15 protein-coding genes are annotated in these 17,153 nt (G+C 59.6%); all 15 read left to right on the forward strand.

Translation table 11 applies throughout. The annotated features are described in order from the left end of the window. Positions 1-262: 262 nt before the first annotated feature. Complete coding sequence (gene dapD / locus IPM89_08370) at positions 263-1,081, forward strand: 2,3,4,5-tetrahydropyridine-2,6-dicarboxylate N-succinyltransferase (protein ID QQS52954.1); 819 nt, start codon at positions 263-265, stop codon at positions 1,079-1,081. 499 nt (positions 1,082-1,580) lie between these two features. Continuing rightward, the gene (locus tag IPM89_08375) at positions 1,581-2,810 is read left to right on the forward strand and encodes a LysM peptidoglycan-binding domain-containing protein (protein QQS52955.1); all 1,230 of its coding nucleotides are present in this window, start codon (positions 1,581-1,583) and stop codon (positions 2,808-2,810) included. A 3-nt stretch (positions 2,811-2,813) separates the two neighbouring features. After that, positions 2,814-3,518 (forward strand): hypothetical protein, encoded by a 705-nt coding sequence (locus tag IPM89_08380; GenBank protein ID QQS52956.1) that lies wholly within the window; start codon positions 2,814-2,816, stop codon positions 3,516-3,518. A 56-nt stretch (positions 3,519-3,574) separates the two neighbouring features. Next, positions 3,575-4,732, forward strand: coding sequence for a succinyl-diaminopimelate desuccinylase (gene dapE / locus IPM89_08385; GenBank protein ID QQS52957.1), 1,158 nt, complete (start codon positions 3,575-3,577; stop codon positions 4,730-4,732). Positions 4,733-4,790: 58 nt separating this feature from the next. Further along, a complete protein-coding gene (locus IPM89_08390; protein ID QQS52958.1) occupies positions 4,791-7,064 on the forward strand; it encodes a trehalose-6-phosphate synthase in 2,274 nt (757 codons plus the stop codon). Beyond that, on the forward strand, positions 7,064-7,867 hold the full coding sequence (gene otsB / locus IPM89_08395; protein ID QQS52959.1) for a trehalose-phosphatase: 804 nt from the start codon (positions 7,064-7,066) through the stop codon (positions 7,865-7,867). Before IPM89_08390 ends, otsB begins: the two co-directional genes overlap by 1 nt. A 15-nt stretch (positions 7,868-7,882) precedes the next feature. Next, on the forward strand, positions 7,883-8,647 hold the full coding sequence (locus IPM89_08400) for a TSUP family transporter (protein ID QQS52960.1): 765 nt from the start codon (positions 7,883-7,885) through the stop codon (positions 8,645-8,647). A 142-nt stretch (positions 8,648-8,789) separates the two neighbouring features. Beyond that, a complete protein-coding gene (locus IPM89_08405; protein QQS55846.1) occupies positions 8,790-9,497 on the forward strand; it encodes a response regulator transcription factor in 708 nt (235 codons plus the stop codon). Next, positions 9,491-11,002, forward strand: a complete 1,512-nt coding sequence (locus IPM89_08410) for a HAMP domain-containing protein (GenBank protein ID QQS52961.1) — start codon at positions 9,491-9,493, stop codon at positions 11,000-11,002. Before IPM89_08405 ends, IPM89_08410 begins: the two co-directional genes overlap by 7 nt. Before the next feature lie 96 nt (positions 11,003-11,098). Beyond that, positions 11,099-11,785 carry a spondin domain-containing protein gene (locus IPM89_08415; protein ID QQS52962.1) on the forward strand — a complete coding sequence of 229 codons (687 nt, stop codon included), beginning with the start codon at positions 11,099-11,101 and terminating at the stop codon, positions 11,783-11,785. A 462-nt stretch (positions 11,786-12,247) separates the two neighbouring features. After that, a complete protein-coding gene (locus tag IPM89_08420) occupies positions 12,248-13,663 on the forward strand; it encodes a DUF1669 domain-containing protein (protein ID QQS52963.1) in 1,416 nt (471 codons plus the stop codon). Continuing rightward, the gene (locus tag IPM89_08425; protein QQS52964.1) at positions 13,650-14,936 is read left to right on the forward strand and encodes a hypothetical protein; all 1,287 of its coding nucleotides are present in this window, start codon (positions 13,650-13,652) and stop codon (positions 14,934-14,936) included. The genes IPM89_08420 and IPM89_08425 overlap by 14 nt, the downstream gene beginning before the upstream one ends. 62 nt (positions 14,937-14,998) lie before the next feature. Further along, entirely contained in the window at positions 14,999-15,478 is a 480-nt protein-coding gene (locus tag IPM89_08430; protein QQS52965.1) for a hypothetical protein, read from the forward strand. Between the two features lie 370 nt (positions 15,479-15,848). Further along, complete coding sequence (gene blaOXA, locus IPM89_08435) at positions 15,849-16,625, forward strand: class D beta-lactamase (GenBank protein QQS52966.1); 777 nt, start codon at positions 15,849-15,851, stop codon at positions 16,623-16,625. Between the two features lie 35 nt (positions 16,626-16,660). Next, positions 16,661-16,930, forward strand: a complete 270-nt coding sequence (locus IPM89_08440; protein QQS52967.1) for a hypothetical protein — start codon at positions 16,661-16,663, stop codon at positions 16,928-16,930. Positions 16,931-17,153: the final 223 nt, after the last annotated feature.

The following is a 17,153-nucleotide window of genomic DNA, read 5'->3' on the forward strand; positions in this document are numbered from 1 at the left end:
CCGAGCCCTTCTTTGCCATACCGATGATCCTCTTTCGCTGTGCTTGTACGGGTATTGGCAGTGCGCACCGATCCCCCGCGCCTGGCGGTGGCCGACATGCTGCCGTTCGGAAACGTAAGGTGATAAAGTTGCCGCCCTGATACGGGTCGTCCGAGCGACGATCCATCATCCTTCTATAATTTTATCCCTTCCTATTATGACGGTTTTTGCGGCTGTGCCCAAACTCGCTGTTGGGATGCCGCCCCGCCGAGGATGTTCCCTGATGAATAAGATACAGCGGATTATCGATGATGCTTTCGAACGCCGCGGCGAGATCGACGCCGCCACCGCGTCGGCCGATCTGCGCGAGGCGGTCGAGGAGGCGCTGGGGCTGCTGGAACTGGGCCGGGCTCGGGTCGCCGAACCGCGCAACGGTACCTGGATGGTTAACACCTGGTTAAAAAAGGCGGTGCTGCTCAGCTTCCGCCTGAACGACAGCACGATCATCCGTGACGGCTACACCAATTATTTCGACAAGGTCCCGCCCAAGTACGCCGAATACGGCGAAAACGATTTTCTGGCCGCCGGCGTGCGGGTGGTGCCGCCCGCCACCGCCCGCCGCGGCTCCTACATCGCGCCCGGCGTGGTGCTGATGCCGTCCTACGTCAACATCGGCGCCTACGTTGATTCGGGCACCATGGTGGACACTTGGTCCACGGTGGGTTCCTGCGCCCAAATCGGCAAAAACGTCCACCTGTCCGGCGGGGTCGGCATCGGCGGCGTACTGGAACCGCTGCAAGCCAGCCCGACCATCATCGAGGACGATTGCTTCATCGGCGCGCGCTCCGAAGTGGTCGAGGGTGTCATCGTCGAGCGTGGTTCGGTGGTTTCCATGGGGGTCTACATCGGCCAAAGCACCAAGATTTACAACCGGCTGACCGGCGAGATCAGCTACGGTCGGATACCGGCCGGATCGGTGGTGGTGTCCGGCGCCCTGCCCGCGCCCGACGGCAGCCACAGCCTGTACTGCGCGATCATCATCAAGCAGGTGGATGAGAAAACGCGTGGCCGGGTCAGCCTGAACGAATTGTTGCGCGACTGATATGCCGTTTCCAGACCGGCTTTCCTGAAACCGGCTTTCCTAACATTGGCGGGCTGGGTTGATGCCGAAAAAACCCAGCCGCGCCGCGCTTCACTTCAGCCCGGCAATCCAACCCAAGCGATCAAAAGCCGCCGCCCCTTCCGCTTGAGCGCGATTTTACTTTGCTTCGCCCGAGGCGGCTTTCATCGGAAAGCCGTCCGCGAAAGTATGCCCGCATGGCCCAAAATGAACTTGGGCGCATGGGTCAAAATGAACTGAATAGCGCTCAAAATGACCTCTTACAACTGATTTCATATTTCCATGAATAAAATTTTCAAACTGGCAATCTACCCGTGAATTATAACATTCTCAAACAGTTATTTTAGTTATTTTGGTTTTCCTGTTTTTCCATTCTTCAATTGGATGTGAAAATTAAAATTCAGAAAACGGCATGAGAAATGCTTTCTAATATAACTAACCATCGGTGTGCATTGAAAATGTAATACTGGAGAACCTTACCATGCCTACTCCCTACACAGTTAAATCCGGCGATACTCTATCGGTAATTGCCAGCAAGCATGGAATGAAATGGCAGGATATCTATAATCATCCCGCCAATGCGGCTTTCCGTCAGAAAAGGCCCAATCCTAATTTGATCTATCCTGGCGATGTGATCATCATCCCAGATGGTGCGACAGGCCCTGTTGCGCCCGCATCCGTAAAGATTGAACTCGACGACAACCAGGTTGGGAAAACCGGTGACACGATCCCGAGCAATCTTGGTGCGGTCGGAAAAAAACACTATGTTTCTCCAAAGGTTGACAACGCCATGACCGTCTTTGCCTTCTGGCCTTTCAACCAGCAATCGATGTCGCCTTTTGTCACTCTCAAGGCCAGCGACAGCACCAACTTTACCGCAAACTTTGAATGGGAAGGCGCCACCCCCATTCCAGGAACTCCTCACAAAGCCAGGATATCACGACTGATAGCCGGACATTTTCCTGTCAAAATAAAAAACAAATCCACCGGGCATATCGTGGACGAACTGCATGTCTGGATCGTCTGGTCAGAAATCACAGCCAGTGACGCCACTAATAGTACCGGCGATAAAGGAGCTTATTTCCTGGTGAGTATGGGCTACGAGTTCACGCACACCATCAAACCGAGCACCATCATTACAGCCGCCGATCGTCCTAATTTGTCCGGGACCAACACGTCACCAGCGCCACCCGCGTCTGGATTGAATCACAAGGGAGATCCATTGACCGGGGGCGTCAACAAAAAATGGGACAGCTCTCGGAAAATCCGCAAAAAGACCCTCAACCCAAATGCGGTCGCATTGCCGGGCGATGCTTCCTTTCATGGCAATTATCACAACTTTCCCAGCATGAGCGACGGCGATGGCCGCCCGGGCGGAGCCGGAGCCGTCTCCTTCTCCGACTGGCTGGTCGCGGGTAACGACGACGCCGGCGTCGGCGACGAGGATAACGATCCCTACACCGCGCCGCACTCAAGGATATTATGGGGCATCGACACGCCTACTCGATTCATCGGGCATACGGCCGGCGCCAACGGCAATACCGTGGAATGGCGCTTACACTTTCTGGAATTCACGCGACTGGAAATTAATGGCAAATGGTACCTGATTTCCAATTATTTCCCTTGGCGTGTACATTACAAGTTAAAAAAGGAAGGCGGCAAATGGAAAAACAATGGTAGCAACAAAGCTACCGACAATGTTGGTTTTTAAGCAATGATGGCTATTCGATTTTTCCAATATTCCATTTTAATGGCACGCACTTTATCTGGATATATCGCGGCCGCCATTGTCGTTACCCTATCGATAGGAGTGTCCCAAGCCATGACATCAGAAACGCAAAGCCCAGCGCTCTCTTCGTTACGTAGCACATCCGGCACGGAACTGGAGAACCTCGTCGAACATTACTTGAATCAGCGCGAAGCCGATGTCCGGGAACTCATGGATATCGTCGGCGGACAAGAAAGCATATTTCTCAAAAGCCAGCGAGTCGCCACCAAGAGCAAGGACTGGTTTTCCATAACCTTGCTGGGTGACATCAAGGCAACCGCAGCCGCACCCTTGCTGGCCAGACTGATTACGATTAGAGACACCTCCTTTTCCCTGGTATCCGACGAAGGCAACCCGCACTGGTACTCCTTTCCGGCGGCCGTGGCCCTATCGAAGATCGGCTTGCCCGCCGTTGAGCCCTTACTCGATCTAACCCGTACCGCTCCTCCGGCCAGCACCGCTTTTCATCTCGGCGCGGTAACGCTCGAAGCCATTCTCGGCGAAGAACTGGCGATTTTCGCCGCCCAACAGTACGCCCGGGACCACTCGGACTTCTCGCAACCGGATCGACTGGCCGCGCTCACCACCCTGATTCGGACCGGCCACCAGCGTTGGACCGCCCATGGCGCTTCCGACTTTTCACCGGAGTAAGATAGACTTCAAGGCACGAATTACCGCTTCCCGACCGGACTCGACCCCTGCCGACCATGCCCTCCACCCTGGACCTTGCTCTCAACCTGATCCGCCGGCCCTCGACCACCCCCGAGGACGCCGGCTGCCAAGAACTCATGATCGCGCGGTTGGCGGCGCTCGGCTTCCGGGTGGAGCGGCTGCGCTGCGGCCAAGTGGATAACTTCTGGGCGCGGCATGGCGACGACGGGCCGCTGTTCGCCTTCGCCGGCCATACCGACGTGGTGCCGCCCGGCCCGCTGGAGCGCTGGCAATCGCCGCCGTTCGCCCCGGAAATCCGCGAGGGCTGGCTGTACGGGCGCGGCGCGGCCGACATGAAAAGCAGCCTGGCGGCAATGGTCACCGCCTGCGAGCGCTTCCTCGCTGACTGCCCGCGTCCACGCGGCTCCATCGCCTTCCTCGTCACCAGCGACGAAGAAGGCGCGGCGGTGGACGGCACAATCAAGGTGGTGGAGCGGCTGGAGGCGCGCGGCGAAAAAATCCGCTGGTGTCTGGTGGGCGAACCGTCCAGTTCGGCCCAACTGGGCGATACGATCAAAAACGGCCGGCGTGGCTCGCTGAACGGCCGACTACGACTGCGCGGGAAGCAGGGCCACGTCGCCTACCCCCACCTGGCCCAGAACCCGATCCACGCGATCGGGCCGATTCTCGGCGCGCTGGCGGATGAAGTCTGGGATCAGGGTCACGAGTGCTTCCCGCCGACTTCGTTGCAGATGTCCAACCTGCATTCCGGCACCGGCGCGGTCAACGTCGTGCCCGGCGATCTGGAACTGTTGTTCAACTTCCGCTTTTCACCGGCGGTCACGGTCGGGCAGCTTGAGGAACGCACCCGCCTGATCATCGAAACCGGCCTGTTCAACGAAGAAATCAAGACCGGCCAGGTGTTCCAGTACGAACTGGACTGGAACCTGTCGGGGTCGCCGTTCTTTACGCCGCCCGGCGAACTGGTGACCGCCGCCGCCGCCGCGATCCGCGCCGAAACCGGGCTGGAACCGGAACTGTCCACCGCCGGCGGTACCTCCGACGGGCGCTTCATCGCGCCCACCGGCGCGCAGGTGATCGAACTTGGGCCATCCAACGCCACCATCCACCAGATCGACGAACGCTTGCCCGTCACCGATCTGGAACGACTGAGCCGAATCTACCAAGCTATTCTGCGCCGGCTGCTGGCCTGAGCGAACCCCATGAGCCGAATCCGTCCCTCGTTGGCGGAATCCTGCCCGAGAGATATTCATGCCCACGAAAACCAAATATCGCCTGCCCAACGCGCTGCGGATGGGCCTGCTGGTCGCCGGGCTGGTGGGCCTGCTGATCAGCGCCCTGGCCTGGTTTCAGGTCGAGCGGGAGCGCACCGCCGACCTGGAAGAAATGGACCGGCGCGCCTACGTGCTGTCCCATCAAATGGCCTATTCGGTCCAGGCCGCGCTGCAACTGCCGGATCGCGAAGCGGCGGCGGCGCTGAGTTCCACCCTGGAAGGTTATCCGCCGCTGATCGGATTGGCGGTCTATCGACCGGATGGCCGCCTGCTCGCCGCCGGCAAGGCGGTGCGGGAATACGCCGCCGATCTCGATAAAGTCGTTGCCCGGACACTCAAGGAACAGAAAGACATCACTGAGTCCACCCTCACCGATCAGGGCCGTGTCTATATCCTCGCCTCGGCGATTCGGGCGACGGACGGTCAACCGCAAGGTGTGCTGGTGGTGGTTCAGGATATGGCGCAGGTGGATGAGCGCGTCATCAATCGGCGGGTTCGATTCGGATTCTGGGTAGGTATCGTCACCCTGCTGCTGCTGACCTTGGTGGTCGTGGGCGCCTGGTTGCTGTACGACCGCCCACTCAAGCGGATGACGGAATGGGTGCGGCAGCTGCGCGGCGGCGACGACAACGAACCGCTGCTTGAACCGCCGGCCGCGCGGCTGGCCCACGAAAACGACCGGTTGGCCAACTCGTTGCGGACCGCGCGCTCGACGCAACGGGCGCGGGCGCGGGCGGTGACGCAAACCGATCGCGGCTGGACTCGCGAGCAGCTGCAAGCCCATATGGCCGATCGCCTGCACGGCCGCCGTCTGCTGGTGCTCAGCAACCGCGAACCCTACCTGCACGAGTTGCAGGATGGCAAAACCCAGCTCCGCACCCCCGCCGGCGGGCTGGTCACCGCCCTTGATCCGGTGCTGCGGGCCGGCGGTGGCGTATGGATCGCCCACGGCGCCGGCAGCGCCGACCGCATGACCGCCGACGATCAAGGGCGGCTGGCGGTACCGCCGGACGATCCCGCCTATACCCTGCGGCGGGTATGGCTGAGCCGGGAAGAGGAACGCGGTTATTACCACGGCTTCGCCAACGAAGGGCTGTGGCCACTCTGCCATCTGGCGCACGAACGGCCGGTATTCCGGGCCAGTAATTGGGAACACTATCTGCGCGTCAACCAGCGTTTCGCCGCCGCCGCCCTGGAAGAGCTCGGTACCGATCCCGCGGTGGTGCTGGTGCAGGATTACCACTTGGCGCTGGTGCCACGCCTGCTGAAGGACGCCCGCCCGGATTTGGCGGTCGGTCTGTTCTGGCACATCCCCTGGCCCAACCCGGAAGCATTCCGCATCTGTCCGTGGCGAGCCGAACTGCTGCACGGCCTGCTCGGCGCGGATCTGATCGGTTTCCACCTTCAGCAATATTGCAACAATTTCCTCGATACCGCCGATCGGATGACCGAGGCCCGGATGGACTGGGACCGGTTGACCGTGGAGTCGCACGATCACGTTTCGCGGGTCCGACCGTTTCCCATCGGGGTCCAACCCTGGAGCGAGCGCCAGGCGCCCAGCGGCATTCATTTGGCCCATCAAATCGACGAACTACGCGACCGCTACTCGCTGGACAATATACGGGTTGCGGTTGGGATCGACCGAATCGACTATACCAAGGGACTGCCGGAGCGGTTCCGCGCCGTCGCGCGTTTTCTGGAGCGCTACCCCCGCTACCGGGGCCAGTTCACCCTGGTACAGTTGAGCACCCCCAGCCGCGGCTATCTCCGTCGCTACCGGGACCACCTCAACGAGCTGGAATCGCTGGTCGACACCATCAACTGGCGCTTCCAGACCGCTGCCTGGAAACCGATCCGCTTTCTGGTCGGCGACCAAAACCCGGCAACCATCCACGCCTTCATGCGGCTGGCCGAAATCAACATCGTCAGCTCGCTGCACGACGGCATGAACCTGGTGGCCAAGGAATTCGTGGCGGCCCGCTCCGATCTGGACGGGATATTGATCCTCTCGGAATTCGCCGGCGCGGCCCGCGAGTTGAGCGACGCGCTGATCTTCAACCCCTACGACGTCGATCAGTTCGCCGACACGATCCAGCGGGCCTTGGAGATGCCCTCGGACGAACGGCGGGAACGCATGACGCGAATGCGGCGGCATGTGGAGGAACACAATATCTATCGTTGGGCCGCCGATTTCCTGGAAACCCTGACCACCGACCCGGCTCCTGCGCCATCCACTCAGGAAACCGCTTGATGCTCTCCACCAGCCAGGACATTCTGGAAAAGCTGCGCGCCGCCCACCACCGGGGCCAGCGCCTGGTCCTGATTTTCGATTACGACGGCACACTGACCCCGCTGGTCGCGCATCCCCGCCTGGCGGCGCTGGACCCCGCGCTGCGCGAGGCCCTGACCCGGCTGGCGGCGATTCCCCGAGTGACGGTCGGGATGGTCAGCGGTCGAGGGCTCGACGACCTCATTGGCATGGTCGGTCTGGCCGGACTGAGTTACGGCGGTTCCACCGGACTGGAACTGGAACTGGGTGGAAAGCGCCTGATTCCCGCCGAGGCGCTGGCCAGCCGGCCTCTGCTCGATGCCCTGAGTGCCGCCATCAAGGCCCAATTGGCCACCTATCCCGGCGCCTGGGTGGAACAGAAACCGTTCGGTTTTACCGTGCACTATCGGCAACTGGCACCGGAACGAGTCGAAGCGCTGTGCACCGAAACCACGGCTTTGCTGACGCCACACGCCGCCGCCCTGCACGTACTGGACGGACCGCTGGCCATCGAAGTGCTACCGGCCATCGAACACGACAAGGGCACGGCATTACGGACCCTCGTCGCCCAAGGCGGCGCGGAACCGGCGCTGGTGTTGTATGCCGGCGACGCCGCCAACGACGTGCCGGCGCTGGCGGCGGCGCACGCCTTGGGCGGCATCGCCCTGGGCATCGGCCCGGAACCGCCGGCCGAGGCGGTCGAGCGCCTGCCCGATCCGGCTGCCCTGACAGCCCTGCTGGCATCGCTGGCCGAGACCCTGACCGAAACCATCGCCGTTTCCTGAATCGACCCCGCCACCATGGAACCCGCCACCATCCTGCTGCTGGGTATCATTGCCCTGCTGGCGGGTTTCATCGACGCCATCGCCGGCGGCGGCGGGATGCTGGTCATGCCCGCGCTGCTGAGCATCGGAATGCCACCGCATCTGGTGGTCGGTACCAACAAGCTGGTCGGCACCTTCGGCACCTTCAGCGCCTCGCTGACCTTCATCCGCAAGGGCCTGTTCCAACCGGTGTTGTGGTGGGCGATGAGTTTCGGCACCTGCGTCGGGGCACTGCTCGGCGCGGTGCTGATTTATCTGTTGAGCGCCGGTACGCTGAAGACGCTGCTGCCGCTGGCGATCCTGCTGGCGTCGGGCTATCTGATCTGGCCGCGCCGAACGCCGCCGGTCCAAACCCCCCAAGCGGCGGCGCCGGTAACGCCCGCGAGCCGGCGCGGGGTCAAGCTGCTGGCCGGCGGGTTGATCGGTTTTTACGATGGTTTCATCGGCCCCGGCACCGGCGCGTTCTGGATGGTGGCGGCGATGAAGCTGTTCCACCTGGATCTGGTGGCCGCCGCCGGAGTGGCGCGCTTCATGAATTTCGTCAGCAACCTCACCGCGCTGCTAACCTTCGTCATCCTGGGCAACATCGATTACAGCGTCGGCCTGACCATGGGCGTGACCCTGATGCTCGGGGCGTTCATCGGCGCCCACAGCGCCATCCGCTACGGCGCACCGTTCATCCGCCCGGTGTTCCTGCTGGTGGTGGCGCTGATGGCGGGACGCTTGCTGCTGGCGGGTTGAAAGCCGCGATAGCCGGAAGACCGGCGGTCTGGCGGGCGCGGCGTGATGAAATTGTGACTTTCCGGGCCGATCATGCCTTGATCCACAATTGCCCGGCGCGAGGGTTTTCATCTTGGCCGACACGCACACCCCACGGAAATCGATGGCTCGCACGGTGCTGCTGGTCGAGGACGACCGCGATATCGCCGCGCTGGTCAAGCTGCACCTCCAGGATATCCACTGCCAGGCGGAGATCGCCGATTGCGGGCAGGATGCGCTGGCCCTGTACGCCCGCGACCGTTACGACCTGGTGATTCTGGATTTGATGCTGCCCGATCTGGACGGACTGACCGTTTGCCAAAAGCTGCGGGCCGGCGGCGACTACGTACCGATCCTGATGCTGACCGCCAAGTCCTCGGAACTCGACCGGGTGTTGGGGCTGGAACTGGGCGCGGACGATTATCTGGTCAAGCCGTTCAGCTTCCCGGAACTGCTGGCGCGGGTGAAAGCCCTGCTGCGCCGGGCCGAGGCCTTGGGCAAGCACGGCGATGCCAAGTCAGCCGACGAGCGCATCACCCGTGGCGAACTGCTGATCGAAACCGACAAGCGCCGAGTCACCCTCGCTGACCGGGAGTTGTCGCTCACCGCCCGGGAGTTCGACCTGCTGCTGTATTTCGCCCGCCATCCCGGCCGGGTGTTCAGTCGCGGCCAACTGCTCGATCAGGTCTGGGGCTACGGCCACGACGGCTACGAACACACGGTCAATTCGCACATCAACCGCCTGCGCGCCAAGCTGGAACCGAATCCGGCGGAACCCCGCTACCTCCTGACCGTCTGGGGTGTCGGCTACAAGTTCGCCGAATCATGCTGAACACCCTGTACGGCAAACTGGCGCTGGCGCTGGCGGTGCTGCTGGGCGCCATCGGCCTGAGCCATGGGCTGATCAGCCACGGCCTGACCCAGCGTTACTTGCAGGAAGCGCAACAGCGTTTCAACCGCGATCTGGCCCGCAATCTGGTCGCCGACCAGGGACTGGTCGCCGAGGGCAAACTCGATCCACGAGCGCTGAAAGCCACCTTCGAGCGCTACATGACCATCAACCCCAGCATCGAAATCTATCTGCTGGACCTGGACGGCGCGATTCTCGCCTACTCCGCCGAACCGGCGGCGGTCAAACGCGACCATGTCGCCCTGGAGCCGATTCGCGCCTTTCTGGCCGGGGCCGAGTTGCCGATTCTCGGCGACGACCCGCGCAGCCACGACGCCCGCAAGAGTTTCTCGGCCACGCCGGTCCCCTCGACGGAACGGCCCGAAGGGTATCTGTACGTGGTGCTGCGCGGCCAGATGTACGAGTCGTTCGAACGACTCTATCAGGACAGCCTGCTGCTGCGGCTCAGCGCCTGGGTGCTGGTTGGCAGTCTGTTAGCCGGGCTGCTGGCGGGACTGCTATTGTTTCGGCTGTTGACCCGCCGACTGCGACGGCTGGCAGTACTGGTGGACGAGTTCCAGCGCGGCGATTTCACGGCTTACGCGCCCTATCAAGGCCAAGGCGCGCAAGGCGATGAGATCGAGCAACTGGGCGCGCATTTCGACCGGATGGCGCAGCGCCTGCAAGCCCTGATCGGGAGCTTGCAAGAGCGCGACACCCTGCGGCGCGAGTTGGTCAATCATGTCTCGCACGATCTGCGCACCCCGCTGGCCGCGCTGCATGGCTATCTGGAAACGCTGCAAATGAAGGCTGGCCAACTCGCCGACGCCGACCGAGCGATTTATCTCGATGCCGCCCTGCGCCACTCGCGACGCCTGGGCCGGCTGGTCGGCGATCTGTTCGAACTGGCCAAGCTCGACGCCCATGCCATCCAGCCGCGCCGCGAGTGCTTCGCCGCCGCCGAACTGCTGCAAGACATCGCGCAGAAATACCCGTTGCCCGCCCGCGAGCATCGCATCCGCCTGATCGTGCGCTTGCCGGCCGCCGCGCTGTTCGTCGATGCCGACATCGGTTTGCTGGAACGGGTGCTGGACAATCTGATCCTCAACGCCCTGCACCACACGCCGCCCGCCGGCATCGTCGCCCTGGAATTGCGAGCAACGGACGGAACCGCCACTTTCGCCGTCACCGACACCGGCCACGGCATCACGCCACGGGATTTGCCCCATGTGTTCGACCGGTTTTATCGCGGTTCGAACCCGGCGAAGGACGACGGCGGCCATCTGGGTCTGGGCCTGGCCATCGCCAAGCGCATCGTCGAGTTACACGGCAGCGAACTGCGCGTCTCCAGCGGGTTGGAGCGAGGCACGCGGTTCAGCTTCGAACTACCGGCGCGTATCGCCGCCGCGAGGGATCGCTCGCCCGCCGGCGCCGTGATGGAATTGTGATGAGTCCGTGAATTTTCCGTGAAGCGGGGACGGCATAGTGAGTTCCGGGTAACGCAGCACTTCCCGAACTCTCATCCCCATCCGGAGGAATTGACGATGAAACTGTCGGCTGTCTTGGCTACATCCCTATTGTTGGCCGTTCCCCTGACCGGCGCCCAGGCGCAGTCTTCCAATGATTACGCGGGCATCGCCGCTTACTACGGCAACCCGAGGTACGCCGTCACGATCACCAACCTCACCCGAGGTTCGTCCTTCACCCCGATTCTGGTCGCCAGCCACCGGCCGGGCGTCGAGCTGTTCGAGTTGGGGAAAGCGGCGAGTGATGAATTGGCGGCCATGGCCGAGGGCGGCGACACCATGCCTCTGGAGGATATGTTGCGCAACTCCGGCCGGGTGGTGGGCACCGGACATTCGGAGGGACTGCTGGGTCCGGGCCAGTCGGTCACGGTTGAGGTTCCCGCCGGCAACGCCAACCGGATCAGTCTGGCGGCGATGATCCTGCCGACCAACGATGGCTTCATTGCCCTGAATGGTGTGGAAGTCCCGCGTTTCGGCAGCCAGACCTATAGGGTTCCCGGCTACGATGCCGGTTCCGAGCCCAACGACGAACTGTGCACCTCGATTCCCGGCCCGACCTGCGGCGGCGCGGGTGGCTCGCCCGAGGCTGGCGGTGAAGGCTTCGTGCACGTTCATGCCGGGATTCACGGCATCGGCGACTTGAGCGCCGCCGATTACGATTGGCGCAATCCCGTGGCGACGATCACGGTCGAAAGAGTGCGCTGAATATCTTGGGCGGCAGGCTCCAGTACACTTGCCGCCTTATCTTGCATTCCCCAGAGACTCAGTTCCGCGCAGGTCTGTACTACCGGCTGAATGTATTTTCGATTTACCTGCCCTGCGCGAGCGGCTGGCCGACCTACTTTGCTGCCACGCTGTTTTTTGGATCAACTTACCAAGGAAATGGGTAAGCCCATCCGCGATTTATCCTCCCAGACCCGCGCACTTGCCGCGCTTTCTCTGATCCGGCAACATCTGGGAACTGCAACAGGCCATCGAAAGCTGGCCATCCAGGTAGCCCTCGTCACTACAAGGCCGCTCCATCGCATGGGGAGCGGCCTATTTTTTCTGTTGATTCAGTGTCCGTCAGGTAAATTCAAAGAATTTAATGATATAAATATTTGACACTTCTCAGACAGCCAGCCTGTTTCCGAAAACCGCCACCCCGCTTCAGCCCGGGATGAACCCATGGAAATTCAAGCGCATTTCACTGACATTCAAGCCGTCATCGTTGCCGAACTGGGCGACGCGCGGCGGTCTATCGAGGCGGCGGTGGCCTGGCTGACCGATCCGGTGCTGTTCGAGGCGCTGCTCAAGGCGGCCCGGCGTGGCTGCCGGGTGCGGCTGGCTCTGCTGGACGATGCGATCAACCGCCGGTCCGGCCTGAACATGGAGCGACTACGGGCGGCGGGCGGCGAGGTGTTCTGGATTCCCGAAGCCGAGAACAGCCAAGGCTCGCTGCATCACAAGTTCTGCGTCATCGACGAGGACGGGGTAATCACCGGTTCCTACAACTGGACCCGCCGCGCCAGCCAGGCCGACGAAAATATTTTGCGGGTGCGGGGCGATGCGGCACTAGCGGCTGGATATTCCGAGGCATTCGCGCAATTGTTGGACAAGCACTGCTTGCGGCCGCGCGAACCGGCGCTGGACAGCCGACAATTGCTGCGCCGGCTGGAGGTCGTCCATAACCTGCTGCTGCTGGAGGATTTCGAGATGCTGGCGGCGCAGGTATCACGCCTGGAAGCAGCCCGGTCGTTGCCGGCGATTGCCGAATTGCTGGATCAATTGCAGCAGCAGGACTGGGCGGCGGCACAAGCCAGTTTGGCGGCGTTGCTGGCGCGGGGTTTGGCGCTGATGCCGTATGAAGATCCCGAACTGGCGGCGCTGCGCTTGGAACTACGCACGCTAGAGGCGCAGGTGGTGGCCTTGAGCCAGGAACAGGCGGAAACGGAGCGGTTGATTCAGGAATTCGCCCGCCGCCAGCAGGAAGCGCTGGGCGATCTGCTGGAAGAATCGCTGTGCTTGCGGCGGCTTTACTGGCAGCGGCGAGCCGAACGAGACAATGCGACGGAAGCGGATCGGGAGGCCCACACCCAAGCCCGTGAGAACTACGCCGACTACCGACAGAGCCGGGAAGAGGTGGAACGGATGCCCGAAGCGCCCCGGCTCGATTCCGACCAGCAGGCGGAACTCAAGCGGCTGTTCCGGGAAGCCTGTATGCAGTGCCATCCGGATCGGGTAACGGAGGCGGACAAGGCGCAGGCCGAAGCGCTGTTTGTTCAGGTGCGAGCGGCATACCAGCAGGGCGATTTGGACACCTTGCGCCGGCTGCATCGGCAACTCAAGAGCGGGCGACCGTTCGCCGATCCGGCCACAGTGCTGACCGAGGGCGATCAACTCCATCGGCGGATGGCGCAGTTGCGGCTGGAGGTGGAACGCTTGCTGGCCGTGCTCAAGAGCCTGCGCGCTCACGAGACTTATCGCACGCTGACCGGTATCGCCGATTGGGAGCGATATTTTGCCGAGGCCCGCCAGCGCTTGGCCGGAGACATCGAACGGTTGCGAGCGCAATTGGAGGAAGAGGACGATGACGAATTTTGAACGGGCGCTGGTGTCCGTTGCCAGCGGTGACTTACCGGCGCATATCGAACGACGAACCCGAATCGCAAATCGGGTGCTGGGGGAGTTGGAGCGGCAGGATACCGAGGCGTTCTTTCGGCGGCATCCAGAGTTTTTTCGGTTGGTGGTGTCACGACATTACCCGTTGGATGAAGAGTTTCTTGGGCGCCACGCCGACCGCTGGGACTGGGAAGAGTTGAGCTGTAACGCGGCGCTGCCTTGGAGCGAGGCCATTATCGACCGCTTCGCCGAATATTGGAGCTGGAGTATCTTGAGCTGGAACGAGGCGCTGCCTTGGAGCGAGGCATTCATCGAGCGCCACGCCGACCGCTGGGACTGGGAAGAGTTGAGCTGGAACGAGGCGCTGCCTTGGAGCGAGGTCATCATCGACCGTTTCGCCGAATATTGGAGCTGGAGTGGCTTGAGCGGGAACGCGGCGCTGCCTTGGAGCGAGGCGTTCATCGACCGCTACGCCGAGCGCTGGAACTGGGAAGGGTTGAGCGGGAACGCGGCGCTGCCTTGGAACGAGGCATTCATCGAGCGCCACGCCGACCGCTGGGGGGACTACTGGATCGGCATGTGCTGGAACGAGGCGCTGCCTTGGAACGAGGCATTCATCGAGCGCCACGCCGACCGCTGGGGGTACCACTGGTACGTCTTAAGCCAGAACGAGGCGCCACCTTGGAGCGAGGCGTTCATCGACCGCCATGCCAAGCACTGGTACTGGAAGGGCTTGAGCCAGAACGCGGCGCTGCCCTGGAGCGAGGCGCTGATCGAACGCTACGCCGAGCGCTGGGACTGGGGAGGGTTGAGTTGGAACGCGGCGCTGCCTTGGAGCGAGGCGCTGATCGAACACTACGCCGAGCGCTGGGACTGGGGAGGGTTGAGTTGGAACGCGGCGCTGCCTTGGAGCGAGGCGCTGATCGAGCGCTATGCCGAGCGCTGGGACTGGGGGCATAGGATAAAGAGTGGGTTGAGCCAGAACGCGGCGCTGCCCTGGAGCGAGGCGCTGATCGAACGCTACGCCGAGCGCTGGGACTGGAGGGAGTTGAGCGGGAACGCGGCGCTCCCTTGGTCACATACCCTTTATGAGCGCTTCGCTGATCGCTGGAAAGTAGGTTCGGTTGCCCGCCACTACGATGGTAATGTCCGGTCCTTAACATCGGAGCAGGTTGATCGATTGATGCATGATTGCTTTCTGGAAATGGAGTTTGATGAGGAATCTGATGAAGAATCTGATAACATTCCATTTTGATGGAGCCTTATTTAACTTCATAAACTCATTTTGCCCATAGTATCACGCACTCGAGGCCGACCATGAGTATTTTTCTCGATATAGTTTCATTTTTTGGATCAGCAGCTTCAATTTCCGGCATATCTATAAAAGACTTAACCCATAAAAGAACAGATCTTTCAGAACTGAAAAATTACATCCAGTATCTCGAAACAAAAAACGTGTTGCTGGCACCACTTGACGACGAAGTTCAAATTGCAGTGATAAGGAGTATTGAAGAAATAAAAAGAGAAACGGAGGATTTTCGAATTAGATGCGGAGAAGAATCTGTAAAAACAATTTTGCTGCGACTTATTCTTGTAATGAGTGAAGAACTGCATAAGCTTCATAATATTGACACATCAACACAACACGGAAAATACAAAATGTTTCTTTCTTTGCAACGCTTTCGAAAGGAATTGGCGCGCGCTTTAGCACTCTTCTGCAGCGCATTTGATATTGATCCATCAAACAGTCGACTGAAAGACTTTATTCTGAATTTTTCAATTAGACCACGCAGTTAATAGAAAAGTCTTTCCTCCATTCAGGACTTGCTCAGTGAAATTCGTGGAAATCATCCCAAAAAATCACACACTAGACCTGTTCCCAAATAAATTTCATAACCTATTGAACAGCATAGTTATTTTTAAGGTTACACAAGCCGGCAACCAATAAAATAACCTGATCGGCCATATTATGGAAATGGTTTCGGAATCTATTCGTAAGAATCTGAAAAATTTTTAGGTCGCCAACTCATTGAACAAAATGGGGGCTAATTTAAAAAAATCAACTCTAACTTATTGATTAAATAAAATAATTTTTTATAACTAAATCGTAACAGGTTGAAAATATTCAAGATAATTATTTGGGGACTTCTCTATTAAACACCAACACATGTATAAACTCTTCATCACTTTATTTATCGCCTTCTTTTCGGTTCAAGCCATTGCTGAAGACCAGGCAATCGCAAAGCTATTTGCCCAGCAAGGCATTGATGGAACTATTGTCATCTCTTCACTGCACAGTGGGCAGACATTCATCCACAACGATCCCCGCGCAAACCGCAGATTCACGGCAGCATCTACATTCAAAATATTGAACACGCTGATTGTGCTTGAAGAAAAGGCAATTTCAGGAAAAGACGACATATTCAAATGGGATGGACATATTTACCCCATCTCAAATTGGAACCATGACCAAACACTGGAAAGCGCATTCAAAGTCTCTTGTGTCTGGTGTTTTCAGGAGCTTGCCCGCAAGGTCGGCGTGGAGAAGTATCGTAGTTATCTACGGAAATCCGCTTATGGCGAATTACACGAGCCTTTTGTGGAGACCACATTCTGGCTTGATGGCTCGCTTGAAGTCAGCGCAATAGATCAAGTGGCATTCCTCAAAAAAGTTTATCAACGCTCTCTTCCATTCAGCACATCGTCTTACGAAACGCTACGACAAATCATGGTTGTCGAGCAAACCCCGACTTTCACAATACGAGCCAAAACAGGTGTCGCTGGCAATTCAAAACCGAAAATCGGCTGGTATGTGGGCTACGTGGAAACAACCAAGGACGTGTGGTTTTTTGCTTTGAACCTGGATATCCATGACGAAAAGGACATACCTTTGCGTCTGAAGCTGACGCAAGAAGCATTGGAAACAAAACGAATCTTTGAATGATGCCTACTATCGTCCTGGGATAAGAAAGGACAATCGTGGTTGATGATCTGGCCGATGGACTCCTCAGAGGAGTTTTAGGGGCTGTACTACGGTTCCTGGTCTGGCTTGTTGCCGAAATATTTCTCTTTTACACCGGAGAACTGGTTCTTTATGTGCTTACGCTTGGACGCAAGAAACCCAGATGGCACGCCTATTCGAATGAAAACATAACCAAGACCTGGTTATTCACGGGTTTAAACGTTCTGGTTGGAGCTGTCTTCTGGCTCGTGGTCGTTTTAGTCACCGCATCGTGGTTGCGGGGATAAAAAACAACCATCACAGCCACTCCAGGCACGAACGGGACCGACGCCTTATCCTGGTTCGACCTCGCATCCGGCGAACCTTGGGAACGAGCATGCTTCCAATCCAAAAAAACCGACCCGCGCTAGATTCAGATCACGCATTCCTCACCCTGCTCCATTGCTCCTCCAGCCGCCTGACCATCCGGCATATGGGGCTTGTTGCGCACCATACCGTGGGACACAATAA

It is taken from the genome of Candidatus Competibacteraceae bacterium (assembly GCA_016699715.1).
Lineage (GTDB): Bacteria > Pseudomonadota > Gammaproteobacteria > Competibacterales > Competibacteraceae > Competibacter.

What these genes read in the sequence shown, in the direction of transcription:
- dapE (QQS52957.1), top strand. Translation starts at nt 3,575, where the DNA reads ATGCCCTCCACCCTGGACCTTGCTCTCAACCTGATCCGCCGGCCCTCG.
- blaOXA (QQS52966.1), top strand. Translation starts at nt 15,849, where the DNA reads ATGTATAAACTCTTCATCACTTTATTTATCGCCTTCTTTTCGGTTCAA.
- IPM89_08400 (QQS52960.1), top strand. Translation starts at nt 7,883, where the DNA reads ATGGAACCCGCCACCATCCTGCTGCTGGGTATCATTGCCCTGCTGGCG.
- IPM89_08405 (QQS55846.1), top strand. Translation starts at nt 8,790, where the DNA reads ATGGCTCGCACGGTGCTGCTGGTCGAGGACGACCGCGATATCGCCGCG.
- IPM89_08425 (QQS52964.1), top strand. Translation starts at nt 13,650, where the DNA reads ATGACGAATTTTGAACGGGCGCTGGTGTCCGTTGCCAGCGGTGACTTA.
- dapD (QQS52954.1), top strand. Translation starts at nt 263, where the DNA reads ATGAATAAGATACAGCGGATTATCGATGATGCTTTCGAACGCCGCGGC.
- IPM89_08375 (QQS52955.1), top strand. Translation starts at nt 1,581, where the DNA reads ATGCCTACTCCCTACACAGTTAAATCCGGCGATACTCTATCGGTAATT.
- otsB (QQS52959.1), top strand. Translation starts at nt 7,064, where the DNA reads ATGCTCTCCACCAGCCAGGACATTCTGGAAAAGCTGCGCGCCGCCCAC.
- IPM89_08420 (QQS52963.1), top strand. Translation starts at nt 12,248, where the DNA reads ATGGAAATTCAAGCGCATTTCACTGACATTCAAGCCGTCATCGTTGCC.
- IPM89_08410 (QQS52961.1), top strand. Translation starts at nt 9,491, where the DNA reads ATGCTGAACACCCTGTACGGCAAACTGGCGCTGGCGCTGGCGGTGCTG.
- IPM89_08390 (QQS52958.1), top strand. Translation starts at nt 4,791, where the DNA reads ATGCCCACGAAAACCAAATATCGCCTGCCCAACGCGCTGCGGATGGGC.
- IPM89_08430 (QQS52965.1), top strand. Translation starts at nt 14,999, where the DNA reads ATGAGTATTTTTCTCGATATAGTTTCATTTTTTGGATCAGCAGCTTCA.
- IPM89_08415 (QQS52962.1), top strand. Translation starts at nt 11,099, where the DNA reads ATGAAACTGTCGGCTGTCTTGGCTACATCCCTATTGTTGGCCGTTCCC.
- IPM89_08380 (QQS52956.1), top strand. Translation starts at nt 2,814, where the DNA reads ATGATGGCTATTCGATTTTTCCAATATTCCATTTTAATGGCACGCACT.